Here is a 24,338-nt window from a genome sequence, read left to right on the forward strand (position 1 = left end):
CGTCAGCGCGGGAACCCCGGCGGCCGCGCCGTCGCCGCCGCCGACGCCCGGTCGAGCACCGCCGCCCGACCCCGCAACGCGCGCAGGTCCCGCTCCCGCCGCAGCACGACCACCCCGGCGAGGAACACCTCGGGGTGGACCGCCGGCACCGGGTGCGCGTACTCGGCGACCGCTGCCGCGAGGGACCGTGCCGCCGCCTCCCGGAGCTCGGGGCGGAGGTCGGCAGCACCGCGGAAGAACGCCCCGAGCCGGTTCTCGAGCCGCTGCGGCAGCGCCGACACGTCCGCGACTCCGGCCCAGGCGACGAGCTCCGCGGGCATGAGGACCTCGGGGGACCGCTGCTTCGCCGCCCGCTCGTGCTGCACGAACGTCCCGGCGAGCAGGTCCCCGATCCGCCGCGGACGGGATCCGAACAGCGCCACGAGCAGCGCCACGGAACCGAACGTCATCCACAGCTCGAACAGCCCGACGAGGGCACGGGTGAACGCGTGCCGGAACCCGATCGCCCCGCCGTCGAGCCGGACGACCCGGGTGCCGGTCGCGTACCGGCCGACGCTCTTGCCCCGGGTGACGGTCTCGAGCGCCGCCGGTACGAGCACGAGCACGACGACGAGCACGCCGATGCTGAGCGCCGCTGCCCAGGCCTCGTCGAGGTCGCTCGGCCAGACCCGCGACAGGCCGATCATGAGCATCACGTACAGCGCGAGCAGGCAGACACCGTCGAGGAGCGCCGCCGCGAGCCGCAACGCGATGCCGGCGGGCTGCACGTCGAGTGCGACGGCCTCACCGACGACGAGCTCGTCGTGGGTGTCGTCGAGCGCGACGACGAACCGACCGTCGGCGAGGTCACGCGGCACGCGGGTCTTCGGCATGGGATCATTCTGTCGGAGACGCACGCCCGCCGCCCGGACGGCACGGACGCGCGAACACCGGAACGAGCGGGGGAGACGCTGTGGACCTGGACGCCTACACCGAGGTGCACCGCGACCGGTGGCAGGAACTCGACCGGCTCGCCCGCACCCGCCACGCCTCCGGTGCCGACGTCGACCGCCTCGTCTCCGGCTACCAGGCGGCAGCGACCGACCTCGCGCGCATCCGCGGCGCCGCCCCGCGCACCGCCGTCGGCGACCGGCTCTCGCTGACACTGTTCCGCGCCCGACTCCGGTTCACCGGCACCCCCGTCGACCCGCTCGCGGCGCTGACGTCCTTCTTCGTCCTGCAGCTCCCCGCCGCCCTGTACCGGATCCGCTGGGTCGCGATCTGGGTGGCGGCCGCCACGGCGGCGATCGCCGCGATCACGGCGGTCTGGATCACGACCACCCCGGGCGCCGTCGACACGTTCGGCACCCCCGAGGCCCTCCGGCAGTACGCGACCCGGGACTTCCAGGCGTACTACTCCGACCACGGCCTCGGTGCCTTCACGGCACGGGTGTGGACGAACAACGCGTACATCGCCGCCACCATGGTCGCCTTCGGGATCACCGGACTCTTCGTGCCGTTCTCGATCGGCCAGAACGCGATCAGCCTCGGCGTCTCGGCGGCCATCCTGCACGACCAGGGCCGCCTCGGCGACTTCTTCCTCTACATCGCCCCGCACGGGCAGCTCGAGCTGTACTCGATCTTCCTCGCGGCGGCCGCCGGCCTGATGATCTTCTGGTCGTGGGTCGCCCCCGGGGCACGCACCCGCGGGCAGGCCCTCGCCGAGGACGGCCGAGCCCTCATCACGATCGCGGTCGGCCTCGCCCTGACGCTCCTGCTGTCCGGTCTCGTCGAGGGCACGGTGACCCGGCAGGACTGGCCGTGGCCCGTCAAGATCGGGATCGGCACCGTCGCCCTCGCGGCCGTGCTCTGGTACCAGTGGGTCCTCGGCGGTCGCGCGTACCGCGCGGGGCAGCGCGGCGACCTCGAGGAGTTCGAGCGCGGCACGTCCGCCCTCGTCGCCGACTGACCGACGCCTAGAGCCGTCCGGTCGCCTTCGCGCGGATGTACGCGTCCGCGACGAGGGGCGGCACCTGCTCGGGTGCGGCCCGGACCACCTCGGCCCCGGCGCGGCGCGCCACGTCCGCCACGCCGTCGGCATCGAGGAGCGTGCGTTCGGCGGCAGCGCGTCGGTACACGTCGCGCTCGGCACGGCCCTGGAGGGACGGCGCACGTCCGCCCCGCCGCCCCGGTCCCGAGACCGCCGGGTCCACCGCCCCGCTCGCCATCCGCTCGACGGCCGGGTCCGTCACGCTGGTGACGACGACCGCGTGCCGCCGCGTCAGGCGGGGGAGCACGGCGAGGAGGTCACCCGACGCGCCGACCGAGTCGAGGCTCGACACGAGCACCACGAGGGCCCTGGAGGTGGTGATCGAGTCGACGAGCCCGGGCACCGCCGACCAGTCGGTGGCCGCGATCCCGGGTTCCGCGAGCGCGAGCGTCTCCCCGAACCGCTGCACGACGTCGGTGCGCGTGGCACCGTGCACGCGACCCCGGACGGCGTCGTCCAGCACGGCGAGGTCCATCCGGTCGCCCGCGGCCGCCGCGAGTGCGCCGAGGAGCAGCGCGGACTCGATGAACGTGTCGAGCCGCGGTTCGTCGTCGACCCGTCCGGCACCGGCACGCCCGGCGTCGACGACGACGATCACCCGACGGTCCCGCTCCGGACGCCAGGTGCGCACCACGAGGTCCTGGCGGCGGGCGGTCGCACGCCAGTCGATCGACCGGACGTCGTCGCCGCGCACGTAGTCCCGCAGCGAGTCGAACTCGGTGCCGTGGCCCCGCAGTTGGAGGGTGGTCTCGCCGTCGAGCTCCCGCAACCGCGCGAGCCGCGATGGCAGGTGCCGACGCGACCGGAACGGCGGCGTGACGACCAGCTCGGCGGGCGCCACGAGGACGCGTTGGCGTGCGGCGAGCCCGAGCGGCCCGAACGCACGCACGGCGACGCCCGCGGAGGCCCGGCGGCCGCGACGGAACGGGGCGAACCGCATGCGCGCGGTCCGTCGCTCCCCGGCGGGCACCTGCAGGTCGATGCGGCGCGGGGCCTGCCCGGCGGACGGCTCCCACATGTCGCGCACCACACCGCGGAGCGTCCGGCGGCCGTCGTTGGCGAGCACGAGGGTGCCGTCGGCGGTGGTGTCCCGGCGGGCGAGCCGGGGCATCCGCCGCTCGACGCGCACGGCGGTGAGGTCGGCGGCGAGCAGCACGTCGAGCAGGGCCGCCAGCACGACCACGCCCGCCCAGGCCGCACCAGCCCATCCCGTGCCGAGCAGCACGGTGGGCACGATCGCGACGGCGAGGAGCGCGACGAACCGGCCGGAGATCGCCACTAGATCGGCACCCGGACCTGCTCGAGCACCTGCTGCAGCATCCCGTCGGCACCGACGCCCTCGAGCTCGGCGTCGGCGGCCACCCGCAGCCGGTGCCGCCACACCGGCAGGAGCATGGCCTGGACGTGGTCCGGCGTGATCGCGTCGTAGCCGGTGAGCCAGGCCCAGGCCTTCGCGGCGGCGAGCAGGGCGGTCGCACCGCGGGGGCTGACCCCGACCCGGACGGACGGCGCCTGCCGGGTGGCGCGGGCGAGGTCGACGATGTACGCGAGGACGTCGTCCCGCGCCCCGACCCCGCGGACCGCGCGCTGTGCGGCGAGGACCTCGTCGACCCCGAGGACCGGTGCGATCCCGGCCGACCGGACGTCCCGCGGCACGAAGCCGTCCGCGTGCCGACGGAGCACCTGCCACTCGACGTCCCGCGGCGGGACGTCGAGCGTGAGCTTCATGAGGAAGCGGTCGAGCTGGGCCTCCGGGAGCGTGTACGTGCCCTCGAACTCGATCGGGTTCATCGTCGCCGCGACGAAGAAGGGGTCGGGCAGCACCCGGGCGTCGCCGTCGACGCTGACCTGGCGTTCCTCCATGGCCTCGAGGAGTGCGGACTGGGTCTTCGGCGGTGTCCGGTTCACCTCGTCGGCGAGGAGCACGTTCGTGAACACCGGTCCCTCGCGGAACGGGAAGGTGCCCGTCGAGGCGTCGTACACGAGCGAGCCGGTGACGTCGCCGGGCATCAGGTCCGGCGTGAACTGGATCCGCTTCGTGTCGAGCGACATCGCGGCGGCCAGGCTCCGGACCAGCAGGGTCTTCGCCACGCCGGGGACGCCCTCGAGCAGGACGTGCCCCTGCGTGAGGATGCCGACGATCATCCCGGAGACGGCGCCCTCCTGCCCGACGACGGCCTTGCCGACCTCGGCGCGCAGCCGTCCGAACACGTCGCGCAACGGATCACCAGCGGGGGTCGCCTGCGGGGTCTGGGTGGTGGACGGATCGGTCACGGTCGTGCTCCTCGGTGGTCTCGGTCGGTCTGCTGGGCGCCGGTGGTCGCGGCGAGGACGGCACGCTCGAGGTCGTCGAGCGCCGCTGCCCCGGCGGTGAGGGCCCGGTCGTCGGTGGCCGGGCCGCCCACGAGGACCGACCCGATGCGCCGGTCGGGGATCCCGGTGGCGCGTGCCGCGGCCCGGACGACCTCGTCGACGTGGGCCGACCGGGGGAGCCCGAGCCGGCGTGCCGTGCGGCGGAGGGCCGCGATCCGGAGCGTGTCGAGCGCGTGGGTGCGGTCGCCGGTGCGTGCGGCGAGCCGGGCACGGCCCTCGGTGGTCTCGGCGGCACGGACGACGACCGGCATCCGCTCGACCACGAGCGGGCCCAGCCGGCGGCCGCGCCAGACCGCGGCGGCGACCGCGACGAGTCCGAGCAGCACGAGTGCGCTCGGCACCCACGGCGGTGCGAGCGACCCGAGGGTCGGTGCCGCGTCCGACGTGCCGGGGGTCGGCGTGTACCAGGTGAGCGTCGCGTCGTCGCCGAGCAGGCCGAGGGCGAGGGCGGCGTTGCCGGCGGTGGTGATCGTGTCGTTCCGGAACGCCGCCGTGGTCCCGACGAGCGTGACGTCACCAGCCGGGGTCGCCGTCCGGACGAGGCCGTAGGCCCGGTCGCCGCCCGAGCCGGACGGTGCGCAGAGGTCGGTGCCGATGGGGGTCCGGCCGTCGTCCGGCGCGGCGTACCCGGTGCCGCCGAGGGTGACCCGCTCGGCACCGGCAGCGGCCGGGATCGCGCACGAGGCGGTGGACACGGTGTCGTCCCCGCCGACCTGCGTGACCGGCTCGACGTCGAGCCCGAACGCCTCGAGCGTCGCGGGGGCCGTCGACACGAGGACGACGTGGTCCGCCTGCCGAGCGATCCGCCGCGCGACGCCTCGGTCGAGGACGCCCTGCTCGTCGTCGACGAACACGGTGCCGTCCCCGATCCGGTCGGCGCGGTCGACGATCCGGACGTCGGTGCCCTGCTGCTCGAGCACCCGCACGAGTGCCTTCGCGCCGCTCGCCGTCGCGGAGGTCGGGTCGAGCGGCGCCTGCCCGGGACCGGTCCGCCCGACGACGGCCGTGAGCACGGCGAGCACGGTGCCGACCAGGACGATGGCGACCCAGAAGCCGGCTCGGAGCCCACGGCCCGCACGGCGCGGCGAGGGCGAGGTCGAGGTCGAGGCTGCTCCCGACGGTGCGGACGGGGTGGCGGTCGCGGTCACGCGGGGACCGCCGGGGTCGTCGTCCGCGCGGGGCGTGCCGTCCGGACCGCGTGCTCGGTGTCCAGGACGTCGCGGGCGGTCCGCTCGGTCGCCTCGGCGCCGAGGTACCGCACCTCGTCGAAGGTGGCCGCGGCGCGTTCGAGCCGCGCGGCCTCGGCCGGGAAGACCACGGCCGCCCGGCCGGCGATGGCACGCGCGGTGGCACCGGGGACGTCGGGGACGAGGTCACGCTCCCCGAGCCCACGGGCGAGGGCACGGTACCCGTCGAGCACGGCGCGGGACCAGTCACCCGCGCGCAGGGCTGCTCGGGCGTCCTCGGCGATCGCACTGGCGGGACGCAGGTCGTCGTCGTCGAACACCCCGCCGACCTGCCCGTCCGCGAGCCGAGCGCGACGCCGGGGGAGTCCGCGGGCGACGACCAAGAGGACGACCACCGCGACGAGCACGACGACGGCCGTCCAGAGCAGGGTGTGCGCGACCGCGGGGGAGCCGAGGCCGTCGGCGCGGAGCGAGCCGAGCCAGTCGAGGGCCGCGCGCGAGGCACGGTCCCACCACGTCACGTGGGCACCGTCGTACTCCGACCGCTCGAGCTCGCGTTCGAGGAGCCGTCGTGCGTCGTCGGGGTCGATCGTCATGCGCGGCCGTCCGGCGGGTACCGTCCGGGCTCGCCGCCCCACTGCGGCGGCGTCGGGCCGCCCGGCTGCTGGCCGCCTGCGCCCGGCTGCCCCGGCCACGGCTGGCCAGGCCACGGCTGCTGCGGACCCGGACCGCCACCGGGCCAGGGCTGTCCCGGCCACGGCTGCTGGGGCCCCGGACCGGCACCCGGCCACCCCTGCCCCTGCCCCGGCCACGCCGGCCGGTCCACCCGCGGCGACGGCGCGAACGGGTCACCCGGCTGCCCGGTCTCGAGGTGCGACGCGATCCGCTGGTCGAGCGCCTCGGTCCGGATGCGGCGGTCGATCGCCAGGAAGGTCACGACGGACGCGGACAGCACGTCGGTGATGCACTGCACCGCGATCCCGAGCAGGCTCCCCACGACGATCGCCACGAGCCCGCCGACCCCGGCTCCCGACCCCGCATCGGTCTGCCCGAGGGGGTCGAACGTGCCGCCGACGAGCGTCGCACCGATCGTGAGCGGGACCGAGGCGATCGACACCGCGAAGGCGAACATCACCTGCACGAGCAGGATGATGCCGAAGGTGCGCCAGAAGGCTCCGCGAGTGAGCCGCCACGACTGCGCCGCGGCCTGGAAGACGGGGCGTCCCTCGAGCGCGATGGTCGGGACGGTGAACGCGAACTTCGTCCCGAGCCAGACGAGCACGACGGTGAAGCCGAGGCCGAGCACGAAGAAGGTGAGCAGGAAGCCGCCGATGCCTGACCCGTTGCCGGAGAGCCCGGCGGCGGCGCCGACCAGCACGAGCACGAAGACGATCCCGATGACGGCACCGGCTGCGAGCTGCAGGAGGATCCAGGCGACCACCGACCAGCGTCGTCCGGCGAGGAGCGCCCAGAGCCCGCGGAAGGTGGCGCGCCGTCCGAGGATGCGTTGTCCGGTGTCCGCGGCGACCGGGGCGACGAGGAAGCCGCGCCCGAGGTAGGCCAGGAACGGGAGCCCGATCGACAGCACCAGCCAGAGCGTCACCGATCCGGCGAGGATCGACGTCTCGCCGTTCACGTCACCGTCGACCGCCGAGAGCATGCGGGACTGGATCGCACGCTGGCCGAACGCACTCGCGATGGTGGAGAGCAGCCCGAGGACCCCGCTGAGGAGCACGCTCCAGAGCAGCAGCACCCGCGCGTTGCGGCGGAACACGGTGAAGGCGCCGCTCAGGACGTCACCGAGCCCGAGCGGTCGCAGCGGGATGACCGGCCGCGACCCGGCCGGCGGCGGCCCCGGCGGCCGACCGGCGGACGGCCCGCCGCCGTACGGTCCACCGGCGGACGGCCCACCGGACCGGCCCGGCCACGGGGCGGACGGCTGCTGCCCCGGGGGCCGCGCCGCGCCTCCTGGGCCGTTGCCCCGACCGTCCTGCGGACCGCCGGGCGCCCCCGGTACCTGCCAATCGGACATCGCCGCCCCCTCGTGGTCCCGACCGAGCACGCGGAAGGCGCGGTCGACACCCATCCTGTCGGAAAACGCCGTCGCACGGGGCCTCGGCTATCGTGAGTGGTCAGGTGCCGACCGGGTACCGCTGCACGTCACACGGAGTCCCCATCACATGACACCGCGCATCCTCGTCGTCGACGACGACCAGGCCCTCGCCGAGATGATCGGCATCGTCCTCCGCTCCGAGGGCTACGAACCCGAGTTCAGCGCCGACGGCAACGACGCCATCGACGCGTTCCACGGGACGAAGCCCGACCTGGTGCTGCTCGACGTGATGCTCCCGGGCATCGACGGCATCGAGGTCTGCAAGCGCATCCGCGCCGAGAGCGGCACGCCGATCATCATGCTCACCGCCAAGGGCGACACGTCCGACGTCGTCGCCGGGCTCGAGAACGGCGCCGACGACTACGTCGTGAAGCCCTTCAACCCGAAGGAGCTCGTCGCCCGCATCCGCACCCGGCTCCGTCCGACGGCCGCCGACGCGACGGTGCTGCACGTCGGCGACCTCACCGTCGACGTCGCCGGGCACGAGGTCCGTCGCGGCGACGCCGTCATCGCGCTGACCCCGCTCGAGTTCGACCTGCTGCGGGCGCTGTCCGAGAAGCCGAACCAGGTGTTCACCCGCGAGATGCTGCTCGAACAGGTCTGGGGCTACCACTACAAGGCGGACACCCGCCTGGTGAACGTCCACGTGCAGCGCCTCCGCGCGAAGATCGAGCACGACCCCGACAACCCGAAGATCGTCACCACGGTGCGCGGCGTCGGGTACCGGGCCGGAGGAGCCTGAGCACCGTGCCGTCCGCAGCGTCGACCGGCGGCGTCGCCGTGCAGGGCAGGCTCGCCCGTGCCGGCCGTCGCCTTCGACGGTGGGTCCGGCGCGGCTGGCGGGCCGCGGCGTACCTGTGGCGTCGGTCCCTGATGTTCCGGTCGGTCGCGATCACGGTGATGACCACCGGCCTCGCGGTCGCGATCATCGGCACGGCCGTCATGATCAGCATCTCGAACAACGTCTACTCGCAGCGCCGCGACCAGATCGAGGCCGAGTCGGCACGCGCGACGATCGTCGCGCAGGGCATCTTCGACGCGGCCACCGCGGGCGAGGACAACAACCAGAGCGAGCTCGAGACCCTGCAGAGCGAGGCGCAGCAGGCGATCCTGTCGAACACCACGAGCCCCGGCGGCACGAGCATCGCCATCGAGCGGAGTCCCGACCAGCCCGGGCCGCAGACGGTGCAGAACGTCGCGAGCCAGGGCTTCCCGGACGCCGTGATCACCGACGCCCTCCGGAAGCAGGTCGGCAAGAACACCGGCACGCTCAGCCTGCAGCCCGTGCGCCTCGACGACGACGGCCGCCACCAGCCCGGCCTCGCCGTCGGGTCGACCCTGCAGATCCCGAGTGCCGGTCAGTACGAGCTGTACCTCGTCTACGACCTGTCGGACGCCCAGCAGACCCTCGACTTCGTCTCGCAGACGCTCTCGATCGGCGGTGTCGCGCTCATGGTGCTCATCGCCCTCGTGACCTCGCTCGTCGTCCGGCTCGTGGTCGTGCCGATCCGGGGCGCGGCCGAGACGAGTCGGAAGATCGCCGCGGGCCGGCTCGACGAACGCATCCCGGTGCGGGGCAACGACGACATCGCCACCCTCGCCCGCAGCTTCAACGGCATGGCCGACGCGGTGAGCCGACAGATCACCCAGCTCGCCGAGCTCTCCCGCGTGCAGCAGCGGTTCGTCTCCGACGTCTCCCACGAGCTCCGGACCCCGCTGACGACCATCCGGCTCGCCGGCGACATGCTGTTCGACTCCCGTCACGCCTTCGAGCCGTCGGTCGGTCGGTCCGCCGAGCTCCTGCACGCCCAGGTGGAGCGGTTCGAGCTCCTGCTCGCCGACCTCCTCGAGATCTCACGGTTCGACGCGCAGGCGGTGCACCTCGATCCCGAGCCCGTCATCCCCGCGGCCCTGGCGACCGACATCGTCGACGAGTTCCGGCCGCTCGCCGAACGGGCCGGCATCGACCTGCAGCTCGCCACACCCGGCGGGCACACCACCATGCAGCTCGACGCGAAGCGCATCCGCCGCGTGCTCCGCAACCTCGTCGGCAACGCGATCGAGCACGGCGACGCGAAGCCCGTGCAGGTCGTCGTCGACAGCGATGCCCGCTCGGTCGCGATCGCCGTGCGCGACCAGGGCGTCGGCATGCCGCCGGAGGACGCCGCCCGCGTGTTCGACCGGTTCTGGCGCGCCGACCCGAGCCGCAAGCGGACGATCGGCGGGACCGGCCTCGGACTCGCGATCTCGCTCGGCGACGCGAACCTCCACGGCGGCCGCATCGACGTGTGGTCCCGCCCCGGCGAGGGCTCCACCTTCGTGCTCACGCTGCCGCGCAACGACCGCGTCACCGTGACGACCTCGGCGATCCCGCTGCCAGACCTCGACGAGTCGTACGACGGCCCCCGCGCCGTCAGGGAGGACGACTGATGCGCACCCGCTTCCGCACCCTGGTCGCCACGGCGCTCGCCGCGTTGACGATCGTCGCCGTGTCCGCCTGCGCCGCGATCCCCACCGACGGCGCGGTGCGTTCCGGCGGCGTGATCAAGGACCAGTCGGTGTCCGGCGTCGACTACCGGCCCGGCAAGCCCGTGCCCGGCGCCGACCAGACGACGATCCTCCGCGGCTTCATCGCGGCCGGCACCGGTGCGGCGGACGACTACGCCGTGGCCCGGGAGTTCCTCGCCTCGAACTTCTCGACGAAGTGGAACCCCCGGCGCTCGGTGACGATCCAGCCCGGCAACCCGGCGATCGAGCGGGTCGGTGAACGCGAGCTGACCTACACCCTCACCGCGAGCGCCTCGGTGGACGCCGACGGCGAGTACACGCAGGCGGTCCGACCGACCTCGTCCACGCTGACGTTCCAGTTCACCCGCGAGGACGGCGAGTGGCGCATCGCCTACGCCCCCGACGGCATCATCCTGTCGCCGGTGAACTTCGAGTCGGTGTTCCAGCAGCACGCGCTCTACTTCTACGACCCGACGTACAAGTTCCTCGTGCCCGACGAGCGCTGGTTCCTCGCCCGGTCGTCGACGAGCACCCGCATCGCGAGCGCGCTGCTCGCCGGACCCGCGAGCTGGCTCAAGGGGGCCGTGGTCACCGCCTTCCCCGAGGGCACGCAGCTCTCCCTGAACGCCGTCACGATCCAGAGCGGGACCGCCCTCGTCGACCTGTCCAGCGACGCCCTGCGCGCCAGCAGTCAGGACCGGATCCGGATGCGCGAGCAGCTGAGCAAGTCGCTCGCCTCGGTCGCCACGGTGTCCTCCGTCGACATCACGGCCGAGGGCACGACCTTCGCCGTCCCCGACGGCAGCGGGTCCGACGCGCAGCAGAACCCCGACGTCGATGCCCGCCCGCTCGTCGACCAGGACGGCACCGTGGGCTACTCGGCCCTCGGCGGCGGGAAGATCGCACCGCTCGGCAACGGCATGGGCGCGGAGATCGGCGACCTCGGGCCGTCCTCGTTCGCGCTGTCCGCGTCCGGGACCGCTGCGGTGGTCGGGAACGGCGACGGCGTGACGGTCGTGCGCGGACGATCGCACCTGCGCATCGACGCGACCGACGGCCTGGTCCCGCCGTCGATCGACGACCTCGGCTTCGTCTGGGTCGCGTCCGAGAAGAACACCCGCCGGGTCACGGCCTACGGCCTCGGCGGCGATCCGCACGCGGTGAACACGACCCTCCCGGCCGGCGACCTCGTGTCGTTCCAGGTCTCGCGCGACTCGACCAGGGCCCTCGCGCTCATCCAGACGAACGACGGACCGAGCCTGTACGTGATGGCCATCGTCCGCGGCGCCGACCGCACACCGACCGCGCTCGGCTCCCCGGTGCGCGTGCAGGCCGCCACGGGCAACGCCGTCGGGGCAGCCTGGATCAGCGACTCCGACGTCGCCTCGGTCGGGCAGACGTCCTCCGGCCCGGACGTCGTCCGCTCCACGATCGGTGGGCAGTCGAGCACCCTGCCGAAGCCCGACGGGCGTGCGACCGAGATCGTCGGCGGGAGCGGCGGCTCGATGCTCCTGCGGATGTCCGACGGGTCGGTCCTGCAGTCGACCGGCGGTGGCTGGGTCACGACCGGGATCAGTGCGGACGTGCTCGGCGTGCAGCGCTGAGGTCGCTCCTCCACAGGGCGGCGGTCCAGGAGGCGCGTCCCCAGCCCCACGGATCGGCCCCCGCCCGGTGGTGGGTGGCGGTCAGGATCGTCGGCATGACGACACGGGACAGGCTGCGGCCGTGGCTCGACGCGGCCGTCGCGGTGCTCGGGCTCTTCCTGCCGGTGGACTGCGTCGGGTGCGGCCGGCCCGACCGGGCACTCTGCGCCGCGTGCCGACACGCGCTCGACGCGATGCCCTGCCGGGTGCGTCTCGTCGCCGGGGTCCGGCTGGACGCGGCGTTCGAGTACACGGGACTCGTACGGACGATGCTCCTCGAGCTCAAGCTGCGCGGGCGGGTGGACCTCGCTCGGCCCCTCGGCGCCCGGTTCGGTGGGCTCGTGCGGGCGGCGCTCGCCGACGCCGGACCCGGGGCCGTGCTGCTGCGGGTACCGCCGTCGCGGCAGGGTGCTCGGCGGCGGGGGTTCGACCCGGTCGTCCTGCTGGCGGCGCGCGGGGGAGTGCAGCGGTCGCGGGCGATGTCGCGGGTGCGGGCAGGAGGGCTGGTGCGGCGCCGCGCCGGCGTCGGTGCCGGTGCAGGTGTCGGCGTCGGTGCCGGTGGCGGTGCAGGTGTCGGCGTCGGTGCCGGCGCACTGCACGGCGGGCAGAAGGAACGCAGCGCGGTGGAACGGGTGGCCGCGACGGTCGGCACCCTCTCGGTCACGGGCGTCACCGGTCGAGCCGTCGTCGTGGTGGACGACGTCGTCACCACCGGCGTCACGATGGCAGAGGCCGTGCGCGCCGTGCGTGCCGCCGGTGGTCGGGTCGTGCGGTGCGTCGCCGTCGCGAGCGTCGACGACTGAGGAGCGCCCGCCCGGAGCCCTTCGCGCATCGGTGAACGCTCGGTGGCCACTGTGTGTCCGGTGGGTGTCCTGGCGACTCACCGACATCACGTGACGCCGGAGCGCCACCGGGTCTAGCCTCGCGGCAAGGCGTTCAGGATCGCCGGATGGAGGCGACGCGCTGAGTCTGGATGGGAGCCGCCACATGGACGTGACGATCACGGGCCGGAACATCGGGGTCACCGACCGATTCCGCACCTACGTCGAACAGAAGTCCGAGAAGATCGACGTGCTCGCCGACCGCGCCCTCGCCTTCGAGGTGCGCATCAGCCGCCACAACGAGAAATCGGGCGGTTCCCAGGGCGAGGACCGCGTCGAGCTGACATTGATCGGCCCCGGCCCCCTCGTGCGGGCGGAGTCCGCCGCGTCGGACAAGTACGCCGCCTTCGATCTGGCCTTCGCCCGGATCATGGAACGACTCCGCCGAGCACGCGACCGCCGCAAGGTGCACCGCGGCCGCCACCGTCCGACCTCCGTGTCCGAGGCGTCCGGCACCGCGTTCGAGCGCATGGGTGTCGTCCCGGCCGACGGCAAGCTCATCGAGGACGTCGCGACGGGTGCCGTCCCGGTGGTCGACGCGAACGCCGAGGACGACGAGAACGAGGTCTACAGCCCCGTCGTGATCCGGCACAAGGTCTTCGAAGCCGGTCCCATGACGGTCGACGACGCCCTGTACTTCATGGAGCTCGTCGGGCACGACTTCTACCTGTTCGTCGACGCGGAGACGCACCGGCCGAGCGTGGTCTACCGCCGCAAGGGCTGGGACTACGGCGTGATCGGCATCGACGACCCGTCCGCCGAGCACGCTCCGGCAGCGGCGTCGGAGTCCGAGCCGGCGGTCGCGATCGCCTGACGATCGCTCAGTACGGCAGACCGAACCCGGGTGTGCGCGGACCGTTCGCGGGCCGCGCACACCCGCGCTGTTCACAGCGGCCGGAGTCGACGGGTTGCTAGCATGACTGGCTGTTCGCATCGCGCAGGTCGCGCGTGACGATCTCGTAAGGAGCTCACGTGGCAAACGTGCTGGAGAAGGTCCTCCGCATCGGCGAAGGACGCACCCTCCGACGGCTGAAGGCGTACGCCTCGGCCATCAACGACCTCGAGGACGACTTCGCGAGCCTCACCGACGAGGAACTCCAGGACGAGACCAAGGAGCTCCGCGAGCGCTACGCGAACGGCGAGACCCTCGACGACCTGCTGCCCGAGGCGTTCGCCGCCGTGCGGGAAGCAGCGAAGCGCACCCTCGGCATGCGGCACTTCGACGTGCAGCTCATGGGCGGTGCCGCGCTGCACCTCGGCAACATCGCCGAGATGAAGACCGGTGAAGGCAAGACCCTCGTCGCCACGACGGCCGCGTACCTCAACGCCATCCCGTCGCGCGGCGTGCACGTCATCACCGTCAACGACTTCCTCGCGTCGTACCAGTCCGAGCTCATGGGCCGCGTGTTCCGTGCGCTCGGCATGACGACCGGCTGCATCATCGCGAACCAGTCCCCGGCCGAGCGTCGCGAGCAGTACGCCGCCGACATCACCTACGGCACGAACAACGAGTTCGGCTTCGACTACCTCCGCGACAACATGGCGTGGCAGGCATCCGACATGGTGCAGCGCGGCCACTTCTTCGCGATCGTGGACGAGGTCGACTCGATCCTCATCGACGAGGCCCGCACGCCGCTCATCATCTCCGGTCCGTCCTCGGGCGAGGCCAACCGCTGGTTCACCGAGTTCGCGTCGATCGCGACCCGCCTCACCCCGGGCGAGGACTACGAGGTCGACGAGAAGAAGCGCACCGTCGGCGTGCTCGAGCCCGGCATCGAGAAGGTCGAGGACTACCTCGGCATCGACAACCTGTACGAGTCGGCGAACACCCCGCTCATCTCGTTCCTGAACAACTCGATCAAGGCCGTCGCCCTCTTCAAGAAGGACAAGGACTACGTCGTGATGAACGGCGAGGTGCTCATCGTGGACGAGCACACCGGCCGCATCCTGATGGGCCGCCGCTACAACGAGGGCATCCACCAGGCGATCGAGGCGAAGGAGAAGGTCGAGGTCAAGGCCGAGAACCAGACCCTCGCCACGGTCACGCTGCAGAACTACTTCCGCCTCTACCAGAAGCTGTCCGGCATGACGGGTACGGCCGAGACCGAGGCCGCCGAGTTCATGTCGACGTACAAGCTCGGCGTGGTCCCCATCCCGACGAACAAGCCGATGCAGCGCATCGACCAGACCGACCTCGTCTACAAGAACGAGAAGGCGAAGTTCGAGCAGGTCGCCGAGGACATCGCCGAGCGCCACGAGAAGGGCCAGCCGGTCCTCGTCGGCACCACGAGCGTCGAGAAGTCCGAGTACCTGTCGAAGCTCCTCGCGAAGAAGGGCGTCAAGCACGAGGTCCTCAACGCGAAGAACCACGCGCGTGAGGCCGCGATCGTCGCCCAGGCCGGTCGACTCGGCGCCGTGACGGTCGCGACGAACATGGCCGGTCGCGGTACCGACATCATGCTCGGCGGCAACTCGGAGTTCCTCGCCGTGCAGGAGATGCACGCCAAGGGGCTGTCCCCGACGGAGACGCCGGAAGAGTACGAGGCCGCGTGGGACGACGTGTTCGACCGCGTCAAGGCCGAGATCAAGGACGAGGCCGACAAGGTGCGCGAGGTCGGCGGCCTCTACGTCCTCGGCACCGAGCGCCACGAGTCCCGTCGCATCGACAACCAGCTGCGCGGTCGATCCGGCCGTCAGGGCGACCCCGGCGAGAGCCGGTTCTACCTGTCGCTCACCGACGACCTCATGCGCCTGTTCAACTCCGGTGCCGCCGAGAGCCTGATGGGCCGCTCGAACGTCCCGGACGACCTCGCGATCGAGAACAAGCTCGTCGGCCGTGCGATCCGGTCGGCCCAGGCGCAGGTCGAGGGCCGCAACGCCGAGATCCGCAAGAACGTCCTGAAGTACGACGACGTCCTCAACCGCCAGCGTGAAGCGATCTACAGCGACCGCCGCCACATCCTCGAGGGTGACGACATCCACGACCGTGCGCAGTCGTTCCTCAAGAGCGTCGTCGACGACGTGATCGACTCCCACACCGCCGAGGGCAACGCGGACGACTGGGACCTCGACGCCATGTGGACCGAGCTCGGGACCCTGTACCCGATCTCGATCTCCATCGACGAGGTCATCACCGAGGCCGGCTCGAAGGGCAAGGCCTCGCGCGAGTTCCTCGGCCGCGAGATCCTCTCCGACGCCAAGCTCGCCTACCAGCAGCGCGAGGAACTCCTCGGCGACGAGGCCATGCGTGAGCTCGAGCGCCGCGTCGTCCTCTCGGTGATCGACCGCCGCTGGCGCGACCACCTCTACGAGATGGACTACCTCAAGGACGGCATCGGCCTCCGTGCGATGGCACAGCGCGACCCGCTGGTCGAGTACCAGCGCGAGGGCTACGCGCTCTTCCAGAGCATGATGGGCCAGATCCGCGAAGAGTCGGTCGGCTACCTCTTCAACCTCGAGGTGCAGGTCCAGTCCGACGGCGAGAACGCCGTGATCGAGGCCAAGGGCCTCGGTGAGGACGAGGTCTCCGGTCTCGAGTACTCCGCTCCGTCGATCGATGGCGAGGTCGAGGTCCGCGACGAGCGCGGTCGCCTCGAGCAGGCCGCGACCGCGCGAGCGCAGAAGGCGCAGGCCGAGGCCGAGGCGGCCGCCGGGCCGGAGCAGGGCTCCGCGTTCGGCAACGCCGCGACCGCGTCCGGCCAGGCTGCCGCGGGCAACCGTGCCGAGCGTCGTCAGGCCGCCAAGAAGGGCTGACGCGACCACGTCCAGACAGGAGGCGCGGTGCCGGCTGGCACCGCTCCTCCTGTCCGTCTTCCGGTCACGTCACGGGCGTCACAAGACCCCGACGGCCGTCGCGCGCCAGCGACCCTGCCGTTCTTCCAGGCGCATCGCGACCGCACGGGCGTGACTGCGCGTGTGCACGACGATCGTCGCCTCGGCGACCCCGTCGGCCGGGCGGCACACGATCACGCTTCCGACCCGGAGCAGCGCCCGTCCGCGCGACCGGCTGCCGAGCTGCCGGGCCCGCGCCGCCACCGCCGCCCGCTGCTGCAGGTGCCGGTGCACCTCGTCCGTGATCCACCGGGCGATGCTGTCGACCTCGCGTGACCCCGTCAGGATCTCGGCGACGCAGAGGCCGAGCGCGCGAGCGGTGTCCTCGACGTCGGTCGGTGGCGGTACCGCGCTGAGTCGCGGGACGTCCCCCATCGGCTCTGCGTCATCGATCCGGCGTGCTTCCTCGGCCACCCCTGCCCCTTTCGTCGGGGCCGAGCGTAGAGCGAGTACAACATGAGAAATATGACTGCCTCCGAGCCTGTGGAGAGAGCGGAGTTGTCCACAGTGGTGCGCACCTAGACTGGGCGGGTGTCGACCCTCAGTGACCTCGTCCTCGCACAAGGCCGTTCCTCCGAAGCCGACGTGGAGTGGCTCCACCTGCTCGTCGGGGACTGGCAGCTGCTCGCCGACCTGTCCTTCGCGGACATGGTCCTCTGGGTCCCGACCGCCGAGGACGGCTCGTTCGTGGCGGTGGCGCACGCTCGCCCGAGTTCCGCGGCGACGCTCTTCTACCGCGACATCGTCGGGCAGGAGATCCGCGAGGAGTGGCGCGAACAGGTCACCGAGAGCTTCGTCGGCGCGAGGGTCGTCGACTCCGCCGAGCCGGACTGGTACGAGGACACCCCGACGCGCGTCCGGGCGATCCCGGTGCTCCGGCGGCTGAGCGCGAACAGCGCCGAGACGACCGAGCGCCCGATCGCGGTCGTGACGCGGCACTCGAACCAGGACGAGATGCGCACCCCGAGCCGCCAGGAGCTCAACTTCACCGCGAGCGCGAACGACCTGTTCGGCATGATCGCCACGGGTGACTTCCCCGACATCGGTGCGCCGGCCGGGCCCCGACGCGGTGCACCGCGCGCCAGCGACGGCCTGCTCCGCCTCGACACGAACGGGATCGTCACGTTCGCCAGCCCGAACGGCCTCAGCGCCTTCAACCGGATGGGCTTCGAGGGCGAGCTCGAGCGGAAGTCCCTCGCCGAGGTCACGACCGAGCTCATCGGTGCGCAGCTCGACGTCGACGAGTCGCTGCCCCTGGTCGTCACCGGCCGTGCCCCGTGGCGTGCCGACGTCGAGTCGAAGGGCGTCACGGTCTCGCTGCGGTCGATCCCGCTCCGCGACCACGGCGAGCGGATCGGTGCGATCGTCCTCTGCCGCGACGTGACCGAACTGCGGCACCAGGAGCGCGAGCTCATCACCAAGGACGCGACGATCCGCGAGATCCATCACCGCGTGAAGAACAACCTGCAGACCGTGGCGTCGCTCCTGCGCATCCAGGCGCGCCGCACCCACTCGGACGAGGCCCGGACGTCGCTGCAGAACGCGATGCGCCGCGTGGCCGCGATCGCCGTGGTGCACGACACCCTGTCGACCGGCCTCAGCCAGAACGTCGACTTCGACGAGGTCTTCGACTCCGTGCTGAAGCTCGTGACCGAGGTCGCGGCGTCGCACAACACGACCGTCCGCCCGAAGAAGACCGGGGAGTTCGGGGTGTTGCCCTCCGAGGCCGCGACCCCGCTCGCGCTCGGGCTCACCGAGCTCGTCACGAACGCCGTTGAGCACGGGCTGGACGGCCGCGACGGCGAGGTCGAGATCGTGGCGGAGCGCTTCGACGACCACCTCGACATCCAGGTCCGCGACAACGGGCGGGGCCTGCCCGAGGGCAAGGTCGGGTCGGGCCTCGGGACGCAGATCGTCCGGACGCTGATCCAGGGCGAGCTCGGCGGCACCATCGACTGGCACACCCTGACCGGCAGCGGCACCGAGGTCACCATCACGATCCCGTTCCGCTGGCTGACGGCGACGCCGGGCGCCGCGTAGCGCGCTCCGCGCCCGCCGCGCGCCCGCCGCGGTGGGGTCGAACCGCCGTCCGGGTTCGCCGCGCGGCCGCACAACGAAAGCACGTCCGAACCGGGCGATGGCGCGGCGTCGCGTGCTTTCTGTTGTGTGCAGGGACACGCAACCGCCTGGAGGCGCGGCGTGCGCCCGCCAGTCCTGCGTCGAACCACGTTCGCGACGTCGAACCGCCGTCCGGCCCTGGTTCGACGTCGGTCTCGTGGTTCGTCGCGCGGCGCGCGCCGGCGCGCATGCCGCGGCGGCAGCCGTAGCATGCAGCCGCACAACGAAAGTGCGTCCGAACCGCGCGATGCCGCGGCGTCGTGTGCTTTCCGTTGTGCGCAGGCACACGCAACTGCCTGGAGGCGCGGCGTGCGCCCGCCAGGGCCGCGTCGAACCACGTTCCCGACGTCGAACCACCGTCCGGCCCTGGTTCGACGTCGGTTCCGTGGTTCGTCGCGCGGCCGCGCTACGGAAGTGCGTCCGAACCACGCAATGCCGCGGCGTCGCCTGCTTTCCGTTGTGCGGAGGCCTGCGCAGCCGCCTGGAGGCGCGGCGTGCGCCCGCCAGGGCCGCGTCGAACCACGTTCCCGACGTCGAACCGCCGTCCGGCCCTGGTTCGACGTCGGTTCCGTGGTTCGCCGCGCCGCGCGTCGGGCGGCAGCACAACGCAAGTGCGTCCGAACCGCGCGATGGTGCGGCGTCGCGTGCTTTCGGTGCTGCGCAGGCGTGCGCTACCGCCTCGCGCCGCGCGCGGCGCAGCCGCGCCCCGCGCACGACGACGCCCGCCGGCCCAGAGGGGACGGCGGGCGTCAGGCGCGCAGCAGGCGCCGGGTCAGGAAGCGCGGCGAGCGCGGGCGGCGCGACGCTTCAGCGCGCGGCGCTCGTCCTCGCTCAGGCCACCCCAGACACCGGAGTCCTGGTTGTTCTCGAGGGCGTACTGCAGGCACATCTCGGTGACCGTGCAGCGAGCGCAGACCGACTTGGCCTTCTCGATCTGATCGACGGCCGGTCCGGTGTTCCCGACGGGGAAGAAGAGCTCGGGGTCCGCGGTGAGGCAGGCTGCCTGGTCACGCCAGTCCATGTGTGGTGCTCCTTGAAATCGATGCTCGAACGGCAGGCCGGGGCCGTGGTTCGGGGATCGGAACGCTGAGCATGCGCGAGGCACGAGGGGACACCCGTGGGGGAGGAGTCCGCTGGAAGCGAGTCTGACGCCCGCAGAACGCTCGGGGGAGGAGCGTCGAACCACGGGAGACGCACACCACATCGTGCCGTCCAAACGACCTCGAATATCGTTCCATACTGGTAGGGCCAAATCAAGGGTTCCGACGCTGGAGGAATGCTGTGCCCGACACCACCCCGATCGAGCCCGACCACGTCGAGCGGCGGTCGCCTGCCCTCCTGGCGCTCCTCGTCGTCGTCGGACTCGAGTTCGCCGCCCTCGTCGTCGTGACGATCGTCCTCGTCGTCGAACTCGTCGTCGCGCCGGCCACGAGCATCGCGTCCGGGATCGCGCTGACGGTCCTCGCGGCCATCGCGGCGCTCTGGCTCGGTTCCCTGTTCATCGGCCTCCGCAACCGTCGTCCGTGGGTGCGGTCCGGGATCATCGTCTGGCAGGTGCTGCAGGGTGCGCTCGCGATCGGGGCGTTCCAGGGCGTCTTCCGCGTGCCCGCCGTCGGCTGGTTCCTGCTCATCCCCGCGCTGCTGGGCATCACGCTGGTGCTGTCGCGACCGGTGACGGACGCGCTCGCCCGACCGGTCGAGTAGACGGTCCCGATCCACGGACTGGAGGCGCGGTGCCAGCTGGCACCGCGCCTCCCGTCCGTCGATCAGCCGGGTCTCAGACCAGGCCGAGCTTCTTCCGTAGGCTCGCCACGTGCCCCGTCGCCTTGACGTTGTAGAGCGGCAGCTGCACGGTGCCGTCCTCGTCGACCACGATCGTGGAGCGGATCGTGCCGGTGACGATCTTCCCGTAGTTGTTCTTCTCGCCCCAGGCGCCCCACGCCTTGTGCACGGCGAGGTCCGGGTCGCTCAGCAGTGGGAAGGTCAGGGCCTGCTCGTGCTGGAAGGTCTTGAGTGCCGGCAGGTCGTCCTTCGAGACGCCGAGCACCTCGTACCCGGCGGCCTGCAGCGAGGACATGTTGTCGCGGAAGTCGCATGCCTCGGTGGTGCACCCCGGCGTCGACGCTGCCGGGTAGAAGTACACGATGACCTTCTTCCCACGCAGGGCCGAGAGGGAGTGCTCGGTGCCGTCCTGGTCCGGCAGGGTGAAGTCGGGGGCGGTGTCGCCGGCGGCGAGACGGTCGGTCATGGGGCTCCTGTTCGTGGTCCGTGCCCCGAGTGGTCAAGAGCACGCGAAACCCATGCTATTGTTGTTTCCCGTTGCAGCACGGAAGCGCAACATGCACCTCTAGCTCAATTGGCAGAGCAACTGACTCTTAATCAGTGGGTTCTCGGTTCAAGTCCGAGGGGGTGCACCAGCAAGGCCCCGACTCATCGAGTCGGGGCCTTCGTCGTTCCCGGCATGCGGTGCCGCACGGTGAGACACGCCCGGAGTGCGATTCCGCCGCGACTCCGCGTGCGGATCACTCGGCGAGGACGTCGACCACGCGCTCCTCGCCGACCACCGGGTCGAGCGCTCCCGCCGAGGTCGCGGCGAGGTCGGCACGCAGCGGTTCGATGCCGTCGCCCGGCACCCAGAGCTCGAACGTCGCGGCGGCGCCGTACGCGGGGTCGCCGAGCGTGGCTCCGTGGTGCCGGACCCAGTCGCGCAGCACGTTGTCGATCCGGCCGGCGTCGGCGTGCGGGACGTCCACCGTCACCCGGGTCAGTGCGCGCCGGTGCACGAGCGTCGCGCGGTCGAGTGCCTCGGACACCGAGGTCGAGTAGGCACGGACGAGTCCGCCGGCGCCGAGCTTCACGCCCCCGAAGTACCGCGTGACGACTGCGACGACGTCGGTCAGCCCACGGCGTCGGAACACCTCGAGCATCGGGACGCCGGCGGTCCCGGAGGGTTCACCGTCGTCGCTCGACCGCGCCTGGTCCCCGAGCACGCCGGTGACCATCGCGGTGCAGTTGTGCCGGGCGTCCCACCGCCGGCGGCGGACCTCGGCGATCACCCGGTCCGCGTCCGCGACCCCGGACACCGGCGCCACGGTCGTGATGAAGCGCGACTTCGTGATGACGATCTCGTGCTCGACCGGGGCGGCGACCGTGGACGGGTACGGGGTGCTCACACCGTCGAGGCTAGCGAGGTCCTCGTCGGCGGCTCGCGCTACCATGTCCTGCACGACGTGCGGCTGGGGAGGAGTCCGATCGACATGGCGACAGCAGATCCGAGGGGTGGCGTGCTCGACGCCGCGGAACTCGCGCGCCGGCTGAACCTCCTCCTCGACTTCGAGGAAGCGCAGCGCGGCGCCCCCGTCCCGTTCGCGGCGATCGAGGAGTACGTGGCGGCCCAGGGTGGCTCGCTGTCCCGGGCGAAGTGGACGTACATGCTCTCCGGGGACGGCCGTCGCAACCGTGACACCGGGCTGCTCCGCCTGCTCGCGGGCTTCTTCGAGGTCGACGAGCGCTTCCTGCTCGAGGACAGCGACGTCCCGGAGCGCATCGGCGCCCAGCTCGCCCTCGTCCGCTCCCTCCGATCGGCACGTGTCAGCGGGTTCGCCGCCCGGACCTTCCCCGGTGAGCTCTCGCCCGAGGCGCTCCGTCGCATCGCCGAGGTGCTCGAGGAGGAGTCCGCCCGGGGGAGCGTCGCATGAGCGCGCCGACCGACCTCATCGAGGCGTTCTGGGCGCGTGGCGCGGCCGAGGGGTGGTCCGACGTGGACCAGGCCGTCGCCGCCGCGGCCGAGGTGGTCGGCAAGCCGATCGTCGTCCGTGAAGAGGCGTTCCTCGCCGCCGAGCCCGTGTGCGGCTTCGTGGCGACGCTCGAGCGGCAGCACCTGGTGATGATCTCCCCGACGGCCTCGCGGACGTTCCGGTCGTTCGTCATCGGCCACGAACTCGGCCACATCCTGCACCGCCACCAGGACCACGCACCGCAGGCGGCCTACATCCGCGACGTCATCCCGGACCTGCCGGAGTACAAGGTCGAGCGGGCACTCGCCCGCGGGCTGTTCTCGAACGAGTACGAGCACGAGGCCGAGGTCTTCGCCGACCGGCTCGCCGGGCTCATCCGCGGCCACCGCGACCGTCCGAGCGCGTTCCGCGGGGTGTTCGGGTGATCGTCTCCCTCGTCCAGGCGCTGCTCCTGATCGCGGGCACGGTCACGCTGTTCGTCCTGCAGCGCGGGCAGGACCGCACGCTCGCGGTCACCTTCCTGCTGTTCGCCGCGACGATCGTCACGAACGTCGACCCGCTGTACCGGTGGCTCGACCCGCGGTTCGGCGGGTTCAACGTGGTCACGGTCGTCAGCGACTGCCTGATGGTCGCGGGGACGAGCACCCTGCTCTGGGGTGTGGCGAAGGCCGTCGGTGCCGCGCGGCCGTGGCTGCGGAACGCGATCGTCGTGACGTGCGCGGTCGTCGTCGTGGTGGTCATCGTGGCGTTCACCGTGCTCGACAAGCCCGCGACGACGACGACCTTCATGCTCGACGCCGGATCGCACCCGGCGGCGACGGTCTACTCGATCGCGCAGACGGTCTACCTCGGGGTGGCGCTCGGCGCGACCGGACTCATCTGCGTCCTGCACCTGCGTGAGGCCCGCACCACCACCGACCTCGTCGGCCTGTGGGTCCTCGTGCTCGGTGGGGTCCTCGGTGTCGTGCGGATGGTCGTCGTCGTGGTGATGGACCTCGCGCACGTCCTGGGCGACCTCGGCCTCACCCGGGCCCTCGCGCTGCCCTACGACGTCACGACCCCGGGTGCGGTGATCTGCGTGTCGTCCGGGATGCTCCTGCTCGTCATCGGCCACCAGGTCTCCCGTCGTCGGCGCTCCCGCCGGGTGGAGACCGCCCTGCGCGCCCTCACGCCGTTGCACGCGCGGATCGGCACCGACAACGCCTACCCCGACTCCGGCGACCCGGCGACGCGGCTCAGTCGGCTCATCGTCGAGATCAACGACGGCGCCCGTCGCGCCCGGCAGTCGCTGAGCGATTCGGAGCAGCGGGCCCTGGCCGACGCCGAAGCGGCCCTCGACGCGGCGTAGCGCCAGTCGTTATCAGAACGGGACATCGATCCCACTGGATGGGTCGACGTCGTCCGGGCCGCCGTGTAGGGTCTGTAGCAGGTGCTACACGCGATGTGGCAGCACGGGGTGGGACTCGGCCGCGTTGGGGGCGGCCGAGCACCACCGGCCCCGTGCCCGCGGTGTCTAGGATCGTCGGGTGACCGTCTTCGCAGCCCTCGTCCTGTTCATCGGTGCCGTCTTCAACGTCGTCACCTGGCCGCGCTTCTTCCAGCGGGTCGCGAAGGACTCCCGGGCGCGTGACGCCGCCGGCAAGCCGACGACGTTCTACACGGTGCACCTCGTGCTGCTGCTCATCGCGCTGGCGATCGCCGTCGCGGCCGTCGTCGCGGGGATCCTCCTGCTCGTCTGAGCCGGTCCCGACCGGCCTCGCCGGCCCGGCCGGCTGCGAGCGTGTCCGTCGCCGAGGGAGCAGGATCGGCGCTGGTACCGTCGCCGCCGGAGGCCGGGCCAGAACCCGAATCCGTCCCGGGACCCGGCGACGACGGGGCTGTGGACGCGACCCGGTGCCGGCCAGGAGGCGCGGTGCCG

At 72.2% G+C, this 24,338-nt stretch carries 23 protein-coding genes and 1 tRNA gene; 14 read left to right on the forward strand and 10 right to left on the reverse strand.

What is annotated here, in order from left to right:
- Positions 1-2: 2 nt before the first annotated feature.
- On the reverse strand, positions 3-872 hold the full coding sequence (locus HWD93_RS09300; protein WP_261646651.1) for an RDD family protein: 870 nt from the start codon (positions 870-872) through the stop codon (positions 3-5).
- An 80-nt stretch (positions 873-952) separates the two neighbouring features.
- Between HWD93_RS09300 and HWD93_RS09305 the strand changes: the two genes are divergently transcribed.
- Positions 953-1,948 (forward strand): stage II sporulation protein M, encoded by a 996-nt coding sequence (locus HWD93_RS09305; protein ID WP_261646652.1) that lies wholly within the window; start codon positions 953-955, stop codon positions 1,946-1,948.
- Positions 1,949-1,955: 7 nt separating this feature from the next.
- Here HWD93_RS09305 and HWD93_RS09310 read toward each other — a convergent pair whose 3' ends face one another.
- From HWD93_RS09310 to HWD93_RS09330, 5 genes are read right to left on the reverse strand one after another with little or no spacing between them, the layout of a single operon-like run.
- Positions 1,956-3,308, reverse strand: a complete 1,353-nt coding sequence (locus HWD93_RS09310; RefSeq protein ID WP_261646653.1) for a DUF58 domain-containing protein — start codon at positions 3,306-3,308, stop codon at positions 1,956-1,958.
- Entirely contained in the window at positions 3,308-4,303 is a 996-nt protein-coding gene (locus HWD93_RS09315) for an AAA family ATPase (protein WP_374115155.1), read from the reverse strand. Before HWD93_RS09315 ends, HWD93_RS09310 begins: the two co-directional genes overlap by 1 nt.
- Positions 4,300-5,550, reverse strand: coding sequence for a DUF4350 domain-containing protein (locus tag HWD93_RS09320; RefSeq protein WP_261646654.1), 1,251 nt, complete (start codon positions 5,548-5,550; stop codon positions 4,300-4,302). Before HWD93_RS09320 ends, HWD93_RS09315 begins: the two co-directional genes overlap by 4 nt.
- Entirely contained in the window at positions 5,547-6,185 is a 639-nt protein-coding gene (locus HWD93_RS09325) for a DUF4129 domain-containing protein (RefSeq protein ID WP_261646655.1), read from the reverse strand. The genes HWD93_RS09320 and HWD93_RS09325 overlap by 4 nt, the downstream gene beginning before the upstream one ends.
- Complete coding sequence (locus HWD93_RS09330; RefSeq protein WP_261646656.1) at positions 6,182-7,621, reverse strand: glycerophosphoryl diester phosphodiesterase membrane domain-containing protein; 1,440 nt, start codon at positions 7,619-7,621, stop codon at positions 6,182-6,184. The genes HWD93_RS09325 and HWD93_RS09330 overlap by 4 nt, the downstream gene beginning before the upstream one ends.
- Before the next feature lie 148 nt (positions 7,622-7,769).
- On the opposite strand from HWD93_RS09330, the gene mtrA reads away from it, so the two are divergent.
- The 6 genes from mtrA to secA all read left to right on the forward strand — a co-directional run bounded on the left by mtrA (position 7,770) and on the right by secA (position 16,487).
- Entirely contained in the window at positions 7,770-8,444 is a 675-nt protein-coding gene (gene mtrA / locus HWD93_RS09335) for an MtrAB system response regulator MtrA (protein WP_070418502.1), read from the forward strand.
- A 5-nt stretch (positions 8,445-8,449) separates the two neighbouring features.
- A complete protein-coding gene (gene mtrB, locus HWD93_RS09340; RefSeq protein ID WP_229086247.1) occupies positions 8,450-10,132 on the forward strand; it encodes an MtrAB system histidine kinase MtrB in 1,683 nt (560 codons plus the stop codon).
- The gene (locus HWD93_RS09345) at positions 10,132-11,814 is read left to right on the forward strand and encodes an LpqB family beta-propeller domain-containing protein (RefSeq protein WP_261646657.1); all 1,683 of its coding nucleotides are present in this window, start codon (positions 10,132-10,134) and stop codon (positions 11,812-11,814) included. Before mtrB ends, HWD93_RS09345 begins: the two co-directional genes overlap by 1 nt.
- A 95-nt stretch (positions 11,815-11,909) precedes the next feature.
- Positions 11,910-12,656 (forward strand): ComF family protein, encoded by a 747-nt coding sequence (locus HWD93_RS09350; RefSeq protein ID WP_261646658.1) that lies wholly within the window; start codon positions 11,910-11,912, stop codon positions 12,654-12,656.
- Between the two features lie 184 nt (positions 12,657-12,840).
- Positions 12,841-13,548, forward strand: a complete 708-nt coding sequence (hpf, locus tag HWD93_RS09355; RefSeq protein ID WP_092386538.1) for a ribosome hibernation-promoting factor, HPF/YfiA family — start codon at positions 12,841-12,843, stop codon at positions 13,546-13,548.
- 158 nt (positions 13,549-13,706) lie between these two features.
- Positions 13,707-16,487 carry a preprotein translocase subunit SecA gene (secA, locus tag HWD93_RS09360; protein ID WP_261646659.1) on the forward strand — a complete coding sequence of 927 codons (2,781 nt, stop codon included), beginning with the start codon at positions 13,707-13,709 and terminating at the stop codon, positions 16,485-16,487.
- 78 nt (positions 16,488-16,565) lie between these two features.
- On the opposite strand, the gene HWD93_RS09365 is transcribed toward secA, so the two are convergent.
- Positions 16,566-16,979, reverse strand: a complete 414-nt coding sequence (locus HWD93_RS09365; RefSeq protein ID WP_261646660.1) for an Rv3235 family protein — start codon at positions 16,977-16,979, stop codon at positions 16,566-16,568.
- A 117-nt stretch (positions 16,980-17,096) separates the two neighbouring features.
- Here HWD93_RS09365 and HWD93_RS09370 point away from each other — a divergent pair, with 117 nt between their 5' ends.
- On the forward strand, positions 17,097-18,605 hold the full coding sequence (locus tag HWD93_RS09370; protein WP_092386542.1) for a sensor histidine kinase: 1,509 nt from the start codon (positions 17,097-17,099) through the stop codon (positions 18,603-18,605).
- Between the two features lie 850 nt (positions 18,606-19,455).
- Here the strand turns inward: HWD93_RS09370 and HWD93_RS09375 are convergent.
- A complete protein-coding gene (locus tag HWD93_RS09375; protein ID WP_022904217.1) occupies positions 19,456-19,704 on the reverse strand; it encodes a WhiB family transcriptional regulator in 249 nt (82 codons plus the stop codon).
- A gap of 260 nt (positions 19,705-19,964) precedes the next feature.
- On the opposite strand from HWD93_RS09375, the gene HWD93_RS09380 reads away from it, so the two are divergent.
- Complete coding sequence (locus tag HWD93_RS09380) at positions 19,965-20,387, forward strand: hypothetical protein (protein ID WP_261646661.1); 423 nt, start codon at positions 19,965-19,967, stop codon at positions 20,385-20,387.
- Between the two features lie 73 nt (positions 20,388-20,460).
- On the opposite strand, the gene bcp is transcribed toward HWD93_RS09380, so the two are convergent.
- On the reverse strand, positions 20,461-20,931 hold the full coding sequence (bcp, locus tag HWD93_RS09385) for a thioredoxin-dependent thiol peroxidase (RefSeq protein ID WP_261646662.1): 471 nt from the start codon (positions 20,929-20,931) through the stop codon (positions 20,461-20,463).
- A gap of 93 nt (positions 20,932-21,024) precedes the next feature.
- On the opposite strand from bcp, the gene HWD93_RS09390 reads away from it, so the two are divergent.
- A tRNA-Lys gene (locus tag HWD93_RS09390) sits at positions 21,025-21,100 on the forward strand.
- 105 nt (positions 21,101-21,205) lie between these two features.
- On the opposite strand, the gene HWD93_RS09395 is transcribed toward HWD93_RS09390, so the two are convergent.
- Positions 21,206-21,856: a YigZ family protein gene (locus tag HWD93_RS09395; protein ID WP_261646663.1), complete on the reverse strand. Its 651-nt coding sequence runs from the start codon at positions 21,854-21,856 to the stop codon at positions 21,206-21,208.
- A gap of 84 nt (positions 21,857-21,940) precedes the next feature.
- Here HWD93_RS09395 and HWD93_RS09400 point away from each other — a divergent pair, with 84 nt between their 5' ends.
- The 4 genes from HWD93_RS09400 (at position 21,941) to HWD93_RS09415 (ending at position 24,159) form a co-directional block, all read left to right on the forward strand.
- On the forward strand, positions 21,941-22,381 hold the full coding sequence (locus HWD93_RS09400) for a hypothetical protein (protein WP_070419521.1): 441 nt from the start codon (positions 21,941-21,943) through the stop codon (positions 22,379-22,381).
- Complete coding sequence (locus HWD93_RS09405; protein ID WP_261646664.1) at positions 22,378-22,845, forward strand: ImmA/IrrE family metallo-endopeptidase; 468 nt, start codon at positions 22,378-22,380, stop codon at positions 22,843-22,845. The genes HWD93_RS09400 and HWD93_RS09405 overlap by 4 nt, the downstream gene beginning before the upstream one ends.
- Positions 22,842-23,768 (forward strand): hypothetical protein, encoded by a 927-nt coding sequence (locus HWD93_RS09410; protein ID WP_261646665.1) that lies wholly within the window; start codon positions 22,842-22,844, stop codon positions 23,766-23,768. The genes HWD93_RS09405 and HWD93_RS09410 overlap by 4 nt, the downstream gene beginning before the upstream one ends.
- A gap of 178 nt (positions 23,769-23,946) precedes the next feature.
- A complete protein-coding gene (locus HWD93_RS09415; RefSeq protein ID WP_070418512.1) occupies positions 23,947-24,159 on the forward strand; it encodes an SCO4848 family membrane protein in 213 nt (70 codons plus the stop codon).
- The last annotated feature ends 179 nt before the right edge of the window (positions 24,160-24,338 follow it).

It is taken from the genome of Curtobacterium sp. C2H10, assembly GCF_025407985.1.
Lineage (GTDB): Bacteria > Actinomycetota > Actinomycetes > Actinomycetales > Microbacteriaceae > Curtobacterium.

Coding starts and splice junctions, on each gene's coding strand:
- HWD93_RS09300 (WP_261646651.1), bottom strand. CDS start 872: ATGCCGAAGACCCGCGTGCCGCGTGACCTCGCCGACGGTCGGTTCGTC.
- HWD93_RS09325 (WP_261646655.1), bottom strand. CDS start 6,185: ATGACGATCGACCCCGACGACGCACGACGGCTCCTCGAACGCGAGCTC.
- HWD93_RS09330 (WP_261646656.1), bottom strand. CDS start 7,621: ATGTCCGATTGGCAGGTACCGGGGGCGCCCGGCGGTCCGCAGGACGGT.
- mtrA (WP_070418502.1), top strand. CDS start 7,770: ATGACACCGCGCATCCTCGTCGTCGACGACGACCAGGCCCTCGCCGAG.
- HWD93_RS09345 (WP_261646657.1), top strand. CDS start 10,132: ATGCGCACCCGCTTCCGCACCCTGGTCGCCACGGCGCTCGCCGCGTTG.
- HWD93_RS09350 (WP_261646658.1), top strand. CDS start 11,910: ATGACGACACGGGACAGGCTGCGGCCGTGGCTCGACGCGGCCGTCGCG.
- hpf (WP_092386538.1), top strand. CDS start 12,841: ATGGACGTGACGATCACGGGCCGGAACATCGGGGTCACCGACCGATTC.
- HWD93_RS09375 (WP_022904217.1), bottom strand. CDS start 19,704: ATGGACTGGCGTGACCAGGCAGCCTGCCTCACCGCGGACCCCGAGCTC.
- bcp (WP_261646662.1), bottom strand. CDS start 20,931: ATGACCGACCGTCTCGCCGCCGGCGACACCGCCCCCGACTTCACCCTG.
- HWD93_RS09400 (WP_070419521.1), top strand. CDS start 21,941: ATGGCGACAGCAGATCCGAGGGGTGGCGTGCTCGACGCCGCGGAACTC.
- HWD93_RS09405 (WP_261646664.1), top strand. CDS start 22,378: ATGAGCGCGCCGACCGACCTCATCGAGGCGTTCTGGGCGCGTGGCGCG.